The following is a 12,446-nucleotide window of genomic DNA, read 5'->3' on the forward strand; positions in this document are numbered from 1 at the left end:
GATCAGTTCTTCGATGCCAGCCTTCGTATTCGATAACGATTTGGACTTCAACTTGTCGTTCGTACTGTTGAGCAGCATGCAGTCCAGTTTTTTCTTCGAAACGTCTACGCCAAGATAAAACATTACTCTTCCTCGTGTTATTGATTTCCCTAATCCACTCCACACTCGCCTTGTACATGCAGGGTCAGCGCCCTCGGATACCGTCCAGTGTTCAGCAATGGGGTGGGAGAGGTGAAGGGCTTAATCTACACTCGAAGGTCGATGCCTTAAGGGTGGGCACAAGCTGGTCTTCACCTCAGCTGATGGTAGCTAACCATCAACTCTATCAAGATACAAGGGTGGGCACGCCGTGCCCACGCGTGGCGTTTGCGGTTTGCGAACGGCGGCGTGGGCACAGGGGTGCCCACCCTACGTCTATAATGACCCTACGATTACCCGGAAGAAGAACGATGACCTCTGCCCTGCCCCGCGACCTGTCCTGCCCGCGCATCGCCATCCGCAAGAACGGTGGCCTCGAACTGTCCCGCATCGTCGCCGGCATGTGGCGCATGGTCGAATGGGGCATGACGGTGGAGCAGCGCATCGCCTTCATCGAGCAGTGCATCGCGCTGGGCGTCACGTCGTTCGACCATGCGGACATCTACGGCAACTACGGCGTCGAAGGCCTGTTCGGCGAAGCCCTGCGCGCCCAGCCTTCGCTGCGCGACCGCATGCAGCTGATCAGCAAGTGCGGCATCAGGCTGCTGTCGAATAAACGCCCGCAGCACACCATCCAGCACTACGACACGAGCGCCGCGCACATCGTCGCCTCCGCCGAGGAATCGCTGCGCCAGCTGCACACGGACCGCCTGGACCTGCTGCTGATCCACCGCCCCGACCCGCTGATGGATTTCGACGAGATCGCGCAGGCCTTCACGCGCCTGAAGCAGGACGGCAAGGTGCTGCACTTCGGCGTGTCGAATTTCAGCCACCACCAGTTCGAGGCGCTCGATCGCCGCATCGAGCTGTCGACGAACCAGGTGGAATTCTCGCCGCTGCACGTGGCGCCGATGTTCGACGAGACCTTCGACGGCCTGCAGGACAAAGGCGTCGCGCCGATGATCTGGTCGCCGCTGGCCGGCGGCCGCCTGTTCACGGCCAACGATGCGAACGCCGAGAACCTGCGCCTCGTGATCAAGGACATCGCCGACCGCCTGCACCAGCCGTTCGCCAGCGTGGTGTTCGCGTGGATCATGCAGCTGCCGTCGCGCCCCTTCCCGCTGACGGGCAGCGGGCGCATCGAGGCGATCTCGGTCGCGGTCGCCGGCACCACGTTCCAGCTGGCGCGCGCCGACTGGTTCACGATCCTGCGCGCGGCGCGCGGCCACGACGTCGCGTAAGCGCAGCGGCGCCATGGCCGAACCGCTCAAGATCGTCGAAGGCCGCGCGCTGACGGCGCAGCAGAAGAAGGATTTGCTGAACCGCCTCGCGCGCGTGGAGGGACAGCTGCGCGGCGTCCAGAAGCTGATCGCGCTGGCCGATACGCCGTCCGATTGCGACGCCGTGGCCCAGCAGATGGCGGCCGCGCGCAAGGCGCTGGACCGCTCGTTCGTACAGCTCCTCACCGCCAGCATCGTCACCCATACGGGCAATGCGGGCGACGTCGAGGAAGCGAAGGTGGCCGCGGCGCATCTGGCGGCCCTGTTCGACAAGTTCGCGTGATGCATCGTGGGCGGAGGCCGCCCACCCTACGGCCCTGACGCATCGTGGGCACGGGGTGCCCACGCGTTCAGCCAGCTCGTGCGGGCACATGTCGTCCGGACGCGCGGACGGCAAGCCGTCCACGCTGCCCGTTCATTCGTCGTCGTACACCTTGGGCGGCGCGATCTTCGTCCAGCCACCCCGCCACGCGATGTTCAGCAGCAGCGTCGCGCCGATATAAAACACGAAGAACAGCGCAAAGAAGCGCGTCCGCAACAACACCAGCAGCACGATGCAGACCGCCAGCGCGACGAAGGCCGCCTTCGATTTCGGCTGCTTGGAGCTCGGGAAGCGGATCGTCGACACCATCAGCGTGCCGACCGCGATCATCAGCAGCATGACGAGGAAGGCGCCGGCCATGTCCGCCACCGGATCGGGCCATGCGACCACCACCGCGGCCACGCACGCGGCGCCGGCCGTGATCGGCATGCCGACGAAATAGCGGGGATCGGTCCTCCCGACCATCACATTGAAGCGCGCCAGGCGCAGCGCACCGCAGGCCACGAACACGAAGCAGGCCAGGCCGCCCATGCGCACGAGGGTCGGGTGCGCGGCCCCCATCTGGGCGAAGCCGTAGCAGTACAGCAGCAGGCCCGGGGCGCAGCCGAAATTCATCACGTCGGCGATCGAATCCAGTTGCACGCCGAACGCGGACTGCGTGTTGGTGGCGCGGGCGACGAAGCCGTCGAGGGCATCGAAGACGCCGGCCAGCACCAGCAGGATCGCGGCCAGGCGATAGTCGGACGGATCGCCCACGGGCGCGTTGTCGACCGAGATCACGATGCTGCCGAAACCGCAGGCGATCGACAGCAGGGTCACGAAACTGGGTAGGGCAAACTTGGCGCGCGCGAGGCGCTGCTGGCGGGTAGCGTTCACTGAAATCGTTCGAAGCGGAAGAATGGCTTATTTTACATGGGCTTATGCCGGGGCCGCGATTGTCCGTACGCTCGTCGCCGCGCGCCGATTTCGCCTAGAATGGAAGCTCTTTTTAGCCGGCACGCCGGGCACTGGGAGTTTCATATGACGAACAGCATGCATCGTGTGCGGCAAATTGCCCTCGCCTGCACCGCGGCGTGGGCGCTGGTCGCCTGCGGCGGCGGCAGCGGCGGGAGCAGCAATGCCGCCGTCTCGAACGGCACGCCGTCGACCGGGTTCTCGGGGCAGGACGCCTCGGCGCCCATCGCGACCAACAACATCGCCACCGACGGCCTGAACTGGATTAACTACCGCCGCGGCCAGATCGGCATGCCGGCCCTCACGCACAATGGCGTCATCGATGTCGCGGCCCAGGGCCATTCCGACTACCAGCGCATCAACAACGTCGTGACCCACGACCAGACGGCCGGCAAACCGGGCTTCACGGGCGTGGACCTGGGGGCCCGGCTGAAGGCGGCCGGTTACACGTTTGTCGGCGAAAACGCGATCGGCGAAGTCATCTCGGCAACCACGAACGGCACCGGCTTCTACATGGCCGAGGAACTGATCACGGCCATCTATCACCGCTTCGTGATCTTCGAGCCCATGTTCAAGGAAATCGGCACCGGTGCGGCGACGTCGTCGGGCAACTATAATTACTTCACCGCCGACTTCGTCGCCAACAACCGCTACGGCAGCGGCATCGCCGCCGGCACGCTCGTGACGTGGCCGTTCAGTGGCCAGACCCAGGTGCCGGCGAACTTTCTCAGCGATTACGAGGAGCCGGATCCGGTGCCCAACATTAATAACGTCGGCTACCCGGTCAGCGTGCACACGAACCTGACGCGCAAGCTGACGGTGCAGAGCTTCACGATCCGCGCCCACGGATCCGGCAGCGACCTGTCCACGCGCCTGCTGGTGCAAGGCCAGGATGCGAACACGCACACCCAGTCGGCGGCGGCGATCGTCCCGCTGGCCCCGCTGGCGGCGGCCACCACCTACGACGTCGCCTTCACGGGGGCCATCGACGGCACACCGGTCAGCCGCAGCTGGTCGTTTACGACAAAATAACACCCGATGGACAGTCCCGATCAACGCCACCTGCCCGCTGCGCTCGACGACCCGGCCGTGAATCACGCGGGCGGCATCGCGCGCCTGATGGGCGACGGAAACCTGTTCGGGCGCGTCCTCGCGCGCTTTCGCAACGAGTACCGCCAGGCCGCGGCCGGCATCCGTACCGCGCACGACCAGGGCGACGCCGTGCTGGCGCTGCGCCTCGTGCACACCCTCAAAGGGGCCGCCGGCATGATCGAGGCGGTGCCGCTGCGGCGCCAGGCGGACGTCGTGGAGCGGATGCTGCACACGAACGATGGCGGCATCCACGGCAGCCTCGCGCGCCTGCAGGACGAACTGGAACGGGTGCTGCGCGAACTGGATGCACTGGCCAGCACCCTGCCCGAGCGCCGTCCCGCGGCGCCGGCGACACGGCCGCCGCAAACCGGTCACGACGCCGTGGGCCGCCTCATGACGCTGCTCGACGAAGGCAATGGCGATGCGGTCGACCTCGTGCGCGAGGCCGCCGGCGCGCTGGCCGCTCAACTTGGGGAAGACGATTACCGCGAGGTGGCGGATCTGGTCGAATGCTTCGATTTCGACGGTGCCCTGGCGCTGCTGCGCAGCCGGGCCGACGGCGGCTGACCGCGCCGCTGCGATCGCCGTCAGCAACACGCGGTGCCGCGGTTCAGCGGTTGTATTCCGCTTCTTCGTCGAACGAGTCGGCGCAGGATTTGCCGCAGAAGCGGCGTACGCTATCGAGCGGTTTTTCGCAATACCAGCACGCGCCCTTGGGCGGCAGGCTCAGACGGGCTGGCACCGGCGTCGCGCTCATCGAGGCGGCGACGATCGGCTCGACAGGCACGCTCTTGTCCGGAACACTTTCCTGTATCGTTTCCAAGGTTACCCCCTTACCCGGCAGCACGTCAGTAACGCAGAGATTACTTTAGTGGAACACCGTGTGCATGAGAAAGCGCAAGCGCGGTTGTGCCCGCTTCTGCGGTTCGTGCTGTTGTGGTCTTTCAAACCAGTGTGCGCCGTTTGCGCTACCTGTGCAACGCTTGGGCCCAGCTAGTTTTAAAGAAACAACAGTTGCAGTGTCCCGACGTCATCGTCACCGATGCCGGACCGTCCAACTGCCGGAAATAATAGCAGTACTGGTAACGTATGCATCTGGCCGTTCAATCGTGCGCGCCGGTCGTATCGGATTTGCGACGCGCAGTTTTGGCAACCGTCAGCGCACCGGTTCCAGCGTGACGAACAGGGCGTCGGGCGCCGTCTCGAGCCGCGTCGGAACGAACTGCATGCCCGCATAACGCAGGTCTTCGGGGTGGAAACTGTAGACCGGCATCTCGCGCAGCAATTGATTCACGAGCACATCGGCAGCGCGGCCCAGGTCACGCACGCGCTTGCTGTCCATGCCGTCGACGTCGAAACGGTCGACGTGGGTCGCGGAGAGGACGACGGCGTTGCGCGCATTGTCCAGCACCAGATGGCCGGACAGCGCGAGCGTGCCGTTCCACGACTGGCGCAGGAACGGCGGCGATACGGACACATCCAGGGTGAGGCCGACGCGGTCGGTGTCCGGCAGGATCGCCAGACGTGGCCGGGTCAGTTGCACGTCGAACAACTCGAGCATGCGGTTATGCAGCGGAAAGCGGCGCTCCAGGCCGGCCTGCAGGCGAGATTGCGACAGCTCGATGCGGCGCGGCCCGACGATGCTGGCGCACGACGCCAGCAGACTGCCGCCCGCCAGCGCCAATGCCGCCTTGCCGAAGCGCCGTCTCGTCATCCCGTCTTGCGTCGCCGCCATGGTTGCCTCATTCGTCAATGGATGGGGCAAGCCTAGCACATCCGCGGCGGGCGTCATTTGGCGTTACTTCCCGATACAGAACCGGCTGAAGCGATTCGCCCGCCTGCACCCGGCACGCAGCGCTGCACCATCAAAACGGGAAATTCCCAGCCGCACATAAGGATTTCCCTAGAGAAAAATAATCCCCGACCGATTTTCCCTCATGGAAATTTTTGTTAGCGTTGCTATCCGCAGAAACCAACAGTTCCAACAGTTCCAACAGTACCGACATTAACTCGACCAAACCTGGCCTCGTTGTCCAGGCACTTCATTTCATTACCGCAAACAATAAAAATGCAGGACACATCCCAACATGCTTCTTCGCGACCGGCACAGCAACCCTGTGAATTTCTAGCCTTCAGGCTTGGGAACGAGGAATACGGCATCAGCATTCTGAAAGTGCAGGAAATTCGCGGTTACGAGGCCGTGACCGCGATCGCCAACGCTCCGGTTTTCATCAAAGGCGTGGTGAACCTGCGCGGGATCATCGTGCCGATCGTCGACATGCGCGTCAAATTCGATCTCGGCACACCCGTCTACGACCAGTTCACCGTGGTCATCATCCTCAACATCGGTACGCGGATCGTCGGCATCGTCGTCGACAGCGTGTCCGATGTGATTACGCTCAATGCGGAACAGATCCGTCCCGCTCCGGAAATGGGTGCGGCCGTCGATGCCGATTACCTGATCGGGCTCGGCACGCTGGATCAGCGCATGCTGATCCTGATGGACATCGATAAGTTGATGTCGAGCGCGGAAATCGGCCTGATTCAGAAACTCACCACATGACCAATAGAAAAACAATCATGAAATTATCCAATCTTAAAATCGGCACGCGTCTTTATTTCGGCTTCGGCGGTATCGTCCTTCTGATGCTGGTCTTGCTGACGATCGCCTATACCAACTTTGCCCGGCTGGGCAAGGCAAACGAACTGAACATCCACACCTACCGGGTGCTGGAAGAAGTCAACGGCATGCTGGGGAACCTGGTCAACGTTGAAACCGGCGAGCGTGGCTTTGCGCTGACCGGCAACGAAGCTTCGCTGGAACCATTGAATGAAGGCCAACTGGCCTTCAAAATACACTTCGAGAAGGCGAAGTCGCTTACAGCAGACAATCCTCACCAGCAAGAGCGTCTGCAGAAACTGAATGCCGCACAACATCAATGGCTTGCGGATGCAATCGATCCGGTCATCGCGATGCGGCGCGATGTCGCCGACGGCAACATGGACGGCATCATCACGTTCGAGCGGGCGGGCAAAGGCAAGCGGGGCATGGATGCGATGCGTGCCCTGCTCGCGGACATGGACAAGGAAGAACGCTCACTGCTGGCGCAGCGCATCACGGAAGCCAATGCATTGCGTTCGCTGACGAGCGCAACCATTATCGGCGGCGGGATCGTGACGGCGATACTGGCCGCCTTGCTGGCGCTCTGGCTGACGGCGAACATCACCAAACCGATCGGTGTTGCGGTCGACCTCGCGCAACGCGTGGCCAAGGGCGACCTGACGGCCGGCATCGAGGCCACATCGACGGATGAAACCGGACAGCTGATCATCGCATTGAAGGACATGAACGACAATCTTGCCCGCATCGTGACCGAAGTGCGCAACGGCACCGAAACCATCGTTTCAGCCTCCGATCAAATCGCCTCGGGCAACATGGATCTGTCGGGCCGGACCGAGGAGCAGGCAAGCTCGCTGGAAGAAACGGCCTCCTCGGTGGAAGAACTGACCTCGACCGTGCAACAGAACGCCGATCACGCGCGCCAAGCCAACCACTTGGCAACATCTGCCTCGGAAGTGGCGCAAAAGGGTGGTTCCGTCGTGTCCGAAGTGGTACAGACGATGGGCTCCATCAATGACTCCGCCAGGAAGATCGTCGACATCATCAGCGTGATCGACGGCATTGCATTCCAGACCAATATCCTGGCCCTGAACGCAGCCGTGGAGGCGGCCCGCGCCGGAGAGCAAGGACGCGGTTTCGCGGTCGTCGCCTCCGAAGTGCGCACCCTGGCCCAACGCTCGGCAAACGCAGCCAAGGAAATCAAGGCGCTGATCGGCGATTCGGTCGAGAAAGTCGAAGTGGGAAGCAAGCTGGTGGATCAGGCAGGCGCGACGATGGAAGAAGTGGTTGCCAGCGTCAAGCGCGTCACTGAAATCATTTCTGAAATCGCGGAAGCGAGCGCAGAGCAGCGCAACGGCATCGAGCAGGTCAACCAGGCCATCACGCAGATGGACCAGGCGACGCAACAGAATGCGGCCCTCGTCGAGGAAGCGGCAGCTGCCGCGAATTCGCTGAAGGATCAGGCCAGCAATCTCGACCAGATGGTGTCCGTCTTCAAGCTCCCCGGCGCGCAACAATCCGCGTCCCACCGCACGGCAAGCGTGAACCCCATCATGGGCAGGCGTGTAGCCTTGAAAGCAATGCCGACGGCGCCCGTGCGATCGGCAGCGCTGACCCGGCCGACGGCGACGGCCGGCGAGGAATGGGCGGAGTTCTAAGCCTCCCGCGCCGGCGCACCGTGCAGCAGATCACTTGCCGATACAGAACCTGCTGAAGATCACCCCCAGCAGATCATCCGGCGTGAACTGCCCGGTGATGCTGGACAGCTGATCCTGCGCGAGCCGCAGCTCCTCGGCGAACAGGTCGAGCGACTGGTCGTCCTGCGCCGCGTGTTCGGCGGCGAACCGCAGGTGCTCGCGCGCGTTGCGCAATGCGACGAGGTGGCGTTCGCGCGCGAGGTACAGCGATTCGCCCGTCTGCTGCCAGCCGGCGATGCGCAGCAGTTCCGCGCGCAGCAGGTCGATGCCGAGCTTTTCGTGCGCCGACAGATAGATGTGGGCCGCGTCGGCACTCTGGTCGATGCCCGGCTGGTGGCCCGACAGGTCGATCTTGTTCCAGATGCGCACGACGGGCACGCCGGCCGGGAACGCGGCGACGATCGCTTCGTCGGCCTCGGCGGGGCCCAGGCTGGCGTCGAGCAGGTGCAGGATCACGTCCGCCTTGCCGACCTCGCCCCAGGTGCGCTCGATGCCGATGCGCTCGACGACGTCGATGCCCTCGTCGATGGCGCGGATGCCGGCCGTGTCGACGATGTTCAGCGGGATGCCCTCGACCTGGATCGTCTCGCTGACTTTATCGCGCGTGGTGCCCGCGATCGGCGTGACGATGGCGACGTCCGAGCCGGCCAGTGCATTCAGCAGCGACGACTTGCCGACGTTCGGCTGGCCGACGAGCACGACGTTCAGCCCCTCGCGCAGCAGCGCGCCCTGGGCGGCCTGGCGGAACACGGCTTCGAGCGCATCGACGATGCCCTTCAACTGGCCGCGCGCATTCGATTTCTCGAGGAAGTCGATCTCCTCCTCGGGAAAATCGAGCGTGGCCTCGACGAGCATGCGCAGGTTGATCGTCTTGTCGACCAGTTCATGAACGACCTTCGAGAACGCGCCGGACAGCGATTGCGACGCCGATTTCGCGGCGGCCTCGGTGGACGCGTCGATCAGGTCGGCGACGGCTTCGGCCTGGGCGAGATCGAGCTTGTCGTTCAGGAAGGCGCGGCGCGTGAATTCGCCCGGCTCCGCGAGGCGCAAGTCCGCGTCGCGGCCTGCCTCCAGCACGCGCGCGAGCAGCATGCGCAGCACGACGGGGCCGCCGTGGCCCTGCAGTTCCAGCACGTCCTCGCCGGTGTAGGAATGCGGCGCCTTGAAGTACAGCGCGAGGCCTTCGTCGATGACGGTGCCCGCGGCATCCTTGAACGGCAGGTAGGTGGCGTGGCGTGGCGCCAGCATCGCGCCCGGGAACAGCGCGGCGACGAGCGGAGACAGGTCCTTGCCGGAGGCGCGCACCACGCCGATGCCGCCGCGTCCGGGGGCGGTGGCGATGGCGGCGATGGGGGAGGTGTCGAGTTTCATGGGGTGCGATTGTAGTTGATCGAAGGTGCGAGTGCTGGCGGCATCGGCGCGCGTTCCAACGTCGTCCTCGCGCAGGCGGGGACCCAAGTGCTGCCGGCGCCGTCGTAACGCATACAAACTGGGCGCCCGCCTGCGCGGGAACGGCGGCTCATCAAAAACAAAAAGCCCGTGAAGACACGGGCTTTTCGGTCACCAGGCCAGGCTTACTTGGCCGGCGCGAACTTCTTGGTGATGACGTACTGCTGCGCCATCGAGATCAGGTTGTTCACCACCCAGTACAGCACGAGGCCGGACGGGAAGAACAGGAACATGACCGAGAACGCCAGCGGCATGAACATCATCATCTTGGCCTGCACCGGATCGGCCGGTTGCGGATTCAGGCGCTGCGTGATGAACATCGAGATCGCGTACAGGACCGGCAGGATGAAGAACGGATCCTTCAGGGTCAGGTCGGGAATCCACAGCCAGGTCGCGCCGCGCATCTCGACCGCGGCCTGCAGCACCCAGTACAGGGCCAGGAACACCGGCATCTGCACCACGATCGGCAGGCAGCCGCCCAGCGGGTTGATCTTCTCGGCCTTGTACAGCTCCATCGTGGCCTGCTGCATCTTGGCCGGATCGTTCTTGTGACGCTCGCGCAGCGCCTGCATCTTCGGCGTCACGGTCTTCATCTTGGCCATGCTGCGGTAGCCGGCCGCCGACAGCGGGAAGAACAGCAGCTTGATCAGGATGGTGAAGGCCATGATGGTCCAGCCCCAGTTGCCGATCATCGAGTGCAGCCAGTTCATCGTCGCGAAGATCGGCTTGGCGATGATCGCGGCCCAGGCGTAGTCGCGCACCAGGTCCAGGCCCGGGGTCACTTTTTCCAGCAGGCTCTGCACTTGCGGGCCCGAGTACAGGCGCGCGGCGTTGGAGACGGTCGCGCCCGGCGCGACGGTGCCCAGCGGCTCGACGGCGCCGATGGCGAACAGGTCGTTGCCCAGGGCCTTCGTGTAGATGTCGCGCTGCGCCTTTTCCGGCGGGATGAACGCCGAGACGAAGAAGTGCTGCGAAATCGCGATCCAGCCGTCGGTCGCCGTCTTCGTATGGTCGTCCGTGCCCTTGGCGATCTTGTCGAAGGTCAGCTTCTGGTAGTGATCCTGCGACGTCCACAGCGTGGGGCCGGTGTAGCTGCTGTTGAAATAGGTGTCGCCTGCCGGCTTCATGCCGTCATGCTCCAGCTGGAAATACAGCGACGGGGTCACCGGTGCCTGGGTCAGGTTCGTCACGTCGTGACGCACGTCGATCACGTAATCGTTGCGCTTGAACGTGAAGGTCTTGGTCAGGCGCACGCCGCCCTGCTCCGCGTCCAGCACGAGCTGCACCTGGTTGCCGTTGTCCAGCGTGCGCACGCCCGGACGGGCCGTGAAGGCGGTGTTGTGGTTCGGCAGGACGCCGGCCGTGCTGGTGCCCGTCAGGCCCGTCTGGGCCAGATAGACGCGCGGGCCATTGCTCTGGAACAGCACCTGGTTCTTGGTCGGGTCGACCTTGTCGCGGTACTTGAGCAGCTCCAGGCGACGGATGACGCCGCCGGCCGTGTCGATGTCGGCCTTGACGACGTCGGTGGTGATCGTGATGACCTGGGTCTGGACCGGTGCGGGCGCGGCAGGCGCGCCCGGGACAGTCGCGGCCGGGGCCGTCGTGGCGGCAGTCGGCAGGTCGTTCGGCTTGACCGGGTTAGGGGCTTGCGCGACCTTGGCCGGCGGCTGCGCCGAGAACATCGACTGCTTGCCGTTGGCCACCATCCAGTCGTTCCACAGGACGACCAGTGCGACGGCGAACACGATCCACAGGATGGTACGTTTATTGATTTCCATTGGTCTTATTCAGGAATGCTTGCAACCGCAAGCGGTTGGTGAGGAATGCTGCTCTCCGGGACGCGGTACCAGGTCGACGCCGCCCTCGTTCCACGGATGGCAACGGCAGATGCGGCGCACGGCCAGCCAACCGCCGCGCGCGGCGCCGTGGATCTTGACGGCCTCGATCGCGTAATTGGAACAGGTCGGATAGAAACGGCAGTTCTGCCCGAGCATCGGAGACACCAGCAACTGGTAACCGCGCAACAGCCAGACGAGCAACCGGTTCATGATAATCCCGGTTGCGAACCTGAAGGCGCAACGCTCGCCGCCTGTGGAGCGGCGGCGCCGGCCTGATCGGCTTTGCGGACACGCGGTGCCTGCGACGCGAACAGGCGCGCCAGTTCGACGCGCAGCAGCGCCTTCAAGGCGGACGTCGTGGCCGGACCGTCCTTGCCGTTGACGGGACGGGCCAGACGGACGATGCAGTCGAGCGCCGGCAGCGGCGTGGTGCGGAACAGTTCGCGGGTGATGCGCTTGATGGTGTTGCGCGTGACCGCGCGCGGCGCAAAACGTTTGGCCGCGACGACGCCCAGCCGCGCATGAGGCAGGGCATTCGGTCGGGTATACAGCACGAAATGCGCGGTTTTTTGTGCAGGGCGCAAACGAAAAACGGATGAAAACTCATCCGTTTTTACGATACGCCGAACGCGCGCGAAGTCGTGCGAACCTTCGCCTGTCATGTGACGTAGGCGTGGTCGATGCCGCTTCCTGGGCTTAGACAGCCAGGCGCTTGCGGCCTTTGGCGCGGCGAGCGTTCAGGACAAGGCGGCCACCACGGGTAGCCATACGTGCGCGGAAGCCGTGCGTGCGCTTGCGACGAACGACGGAAGGTTGGTAAGTACGTTTCATGGTGGTCTCGCTTAAAGCAAAATAGAATGCAAAAAATCGGGGCTGAGCTCACGCTGAGTCAGCATTGCGCCAATGACATTTCGCAGTTGTTAAGCCAGCGTCACGCCACAGCAAAGCTAGTCGCCTGTGTGCTCATTGTTGGATTAACAAAGCGTACGGGCGGGGAACCCTGAATTAAACTGCATTTTTGGTTCGGCTGTCAAGGAAGCCGTTGCGTTGCGGCTG

14 protein-coding genes are annotated in these 12,446 nt (G+C 63.8%); 6 read left to right on the forward strand and 8 right to left on the reverse strand.

Going from position 1 to position 12,446, the window contains the following annotated elements; genetic code table 11:
• Positions 1–449 precede the first annotated feature (449 nt).
• Positions 450–1,379 carry an aldo/keto reductase gene (locus tag U9J41_RS21850; protein ID WP_322404263.1) on the forward strand — a complete coding sequence of 310 codons (930 nt, stop codon included), beginning with the start codon at positions 450–452 and terminating at the stop codon, positions 1,377–1,379.
• Positions 1,380–1,392: 13 nt separating this feature from the next.
• A complete protein-coding gene (locus U9J41_RS21855) occupies positions 1,393–1,701 on the forward strand; it encodes a metal-sensing transcriptional repressor (protein WP_322404264.1) in 309 nt (102 codons plus the stop codon).
• A gap of 132 nt (positions 1,702–1,833) precedes the next feature.
• Here the strand turns inward: U9J41_RS21855 and pssA are convergent, their stop codons facing one another.
• The gene (gene pssA / locus U9J41_RS21860) at positions 1,834–2,616 is read right to left on the reverse strand and encodes a CDP-diacylglycerol--serine O-phosphatidyltransferase (RefSeq protein WP_322404265.1); all 783 of its coding nucleotides are present in this window, start codon (positions 2,614–2,616) and stop codon (positions 1,834–1,836) included.
• A 144-nt stretch (positions 2,617–2,760) separates the two neighbouring features.
• Here pssA and U9J41_RS21865 point away from each other — a divergent pair, with 144 nt between their 5' ends.
• Positions 2,761–3,726: a CAP domain-containing protein gene (locus tag U9J41_RS21865; protein WP_322404266.1), complete on the forward strand. Its 966-nt coding sequence runs from the start codon at positions 2,761–2,763 to the stop codon at positions 3,724–3,726.
• Positions 3,727–3,732: 6 nt separating this feature from the next.
• Positions 3,733–4,353 (forward strand): Hpt domain-containing protein, encoded by a 621-nt coding sequence (locus U9J41_RS21870; RefSeq protein ID WP_322404267.1) that lies wholly within the window; start codon positions 3,733–3,735, stop codon positions 4,351–4,353.
• Between the two features lie 43 nt (positions 4,354–4,396).
• On the opposite strand, the gene U9J41_RS21875 is transcribed toward U9J41_RS21870, so the two are convergent.
• Both U9J41_RS21875 and U9J41_RS21880 read right to left on the reverse strand, forming a co-directional pair.
• Complete coding sequence (locus U9J41_RS21875; RefSeq protein ID WP_322404268.1) at positions 4,397–4,609, reverse strand: hypothetical protein; 213 nt, start codon at positions 4,607–4,609, stop codon at positions 4,397–4,399.
• Positions 4,610–4,942: 333 nt separating this feature from the next.
• Positions 4,943–5,521: a DUF1439 domain-containing protein gene (locus U9J41_RS21880; RefSeq protein WP_322404269.1), complete on the reverse strand. Its 579-nt coding sequence runs from the start codon at positions 5,519–5,521 to the stop codon at positions 4,943–4,945.
• Positions 5,522–5,854: 333 nt separating this feature from the next.
• Here U9J41_RS21880 and U9J41_RS21885 point away from each other — a divergent pair, with 333 nt between their 5' ends.
• Positions 5,855–6,349 carry a chemotaxis protein CheW gene (locus tag U9J41_RS21885; RefSeq protein WP_322404270.1) on the forward strand — a complete coding sequence of 165 codons (495 nt, stop codon included), beginning with the start codon at positions 5,855–5,857 and terminating at the stop codon, positions 6,347–6,349.
• A 17-nt stretch (positions 6,350–6,366) separates the two neighbouring features.
• Positions 6,367–8,064 carry a methyl-accepting chemotaxis protein gene (locus tag U9J41_RS21890; protein WP_322404271.1) on the forward strand — a complete coding sequence of 566 codons (1,698 nt, stop codon included), beginning with the start codon at positions 6,367–6,369 and terminating at the stop codon, positions 8,062–8,064.
• A gap of 30 nt (positions 8,065–8,094) precedes the next feature.
• On the opposite strand, the gene mnmE is transcribed toward U9J41_RS21890, so the two are convergent.
• The 5 genes from mnmE to rpmH form a co-directional block, all read right to left on the reverse strand.
• Positions 8,095–9,474 carry a tRNA uridine-5-carboxymethylaminomethyl(34) synthesis GTPase MnmE gene (gene mnmE, locus U9J41_RS21895; RefSeq protein ID WP_322404272.1) on the reverse strand — a complete coding sequence of 460 codons (1,380 nt, stop codon included), beginning with the start codon at positions 9,472–9,474 and terminating at the stop codon, positions 8,095–8,097.
• 203 nt (positions 9,475–9,677) lie between these two features.
• Positions 9,678–11,330 (reverse strand): membrane protein insertase YidC, encoded by a 1,653-nt coding sequence (gene yidC, locus U9J41_RS21900; protein ID WP_322404273.1) that lies wholly within the window; start codon positions 11,328–11,330, stop codon positions 9,678–9,680.
• 9 nt (positions 11,331–11,339) lie between these two features.
• Complete coding sequence (yidD, locus tag U9J41_RS21905) at positions 11,340–11,600, reverse strand: membrane protein insertion efficiency factor YidD (protein ID WP_322404274.1); 261 nt, start codon at positions 11,598–11,600, stop codon at positions 11,340–11,342.
• Positions 11,597–12,052 (reverse strand): ribonuclease P protein component, encoded by a 456-nt coding sequence (gene rnpA / locus U9J41_RS21910; protein ID WP_322404275.1) that lies wholly within the window; start codon positions 12,050–12,052, stop codon positions 11,597–11,599. The genes yidD and rnpA overlap by 4 nt, the downstream gene beginning before the upstream one ends.
• 34 nt (positions 12,053–12,086) lie before the next feature.
• Positions 12,087–12,221, reverse strand: coding sequence for a 50S ribosomal protein L34 (gene rpmH / locus U9J41_RS21915; protein WP_075796440.1), 135 nt, complete (start codon positions 12,219–12,221; stop codon positions 12,087–12,089).
• Positions 12,222–12,446 lie beyond the last annotated feature (225 nt).

This window comes from Massilia luteola (genome assembly GCF_034420155.1).
Classification (GTDB): Bacteria; Pseudomonadota; Gammaproteobacteria; order Burkholderiales; family Burkholderiaceae_D; genus Telluria; species Telluria luteola.

What these genes read in the sequence shown, in the direction of transcription:
- yidC (WP_322404273.1), bottom strand. Translation starts at nt 11,330, where the DNA reads ATGGAAATCAATAAACGTACCATCCTGTGGATCGTGTTCGCCGTCGCA.
- U9J41_RS21870 (WP_322404267.1), top strand. Translation starts at nt 3,733, where the DNA reads ATGGACAGTCCCGATCAACGCCACCTGCCCGCTGCGCTCGACGACCCG.
- U9J41_RS21880 (WP_322404269.1), bottom strand. Translation starts at nt 5,521, where the DNA reads ATGGCGGCGACGCAAGACGGGATGACGAGACGGCGCTTCGGCAAGGCG.
- mnmE (WP_322404272.1), bottom strand. Translation starts at nt 9,474, where the DNA reads ATGAAACTCGACACCTCCCCCATCGCCGCCATCGCCACCGCCCCCGGA.
- rnpA (WP_322404275.1), bottom strand. Translation starts at nt 12,052, where the DNA reads ATGACAGGCGAAGGTTCGCACGACTTCGCGCGCGTTCGGCGTATCGTA.
- U9J41_RS21885 (WP_322404270.1), top strand. Translation starts at nt 5,855, where the DNA reads ATGCAGGACACATCCCAACATGCTTCTTCGCGACCGGCACAGCAACCC.
- U9J41_RS21850 (WP_322404263.1), top strand. Translation starts at nt 450, where the DNA reads ATGACCTCTGCCCTGCCCCGCGACCTGTCCTGCCCGCGCATCGCCATC.
- U9J41_RS21865 (WP_322404266.1), top strand. Translation starts at nt 2,761, where the DNA reads ATGACGAACAGCATGCATCGTGTGCGGCAAATTGCCCTCGCCTGCACC.
- yidD (WP_322404274.1), bottom strand. Translation starts at nt 11,600, where the DNA reads ATGAACCGGTTGCTCGTCTGGCTGTTGCGCGGTTACCAGTTGCTGGTG.
- U9J41_RS21890 (WP_322404271.1), top strand. Translation starts at nt 6,367, where the DNA reads ATGAAATTATCCAATCTTAAAATCGGCACGCGTCTTTATTTCGGCTTC.
- rpmH (WP_075796440.1), bottom strand. Translation starts at nt 12,221, where the DNA reads ATGAAACGTACTTACCAACCTTCCGTCGTTCGTCGCAAGCGCACGCAC.
- U9J41_RS21855 (WP_322404264.1), top strand. Translation starts at nt 1,393, where the DNA reads ATGGCCGAACCGCTCAAGATCGTCGAAGGCCGCGCGCTGACGGCGCAG.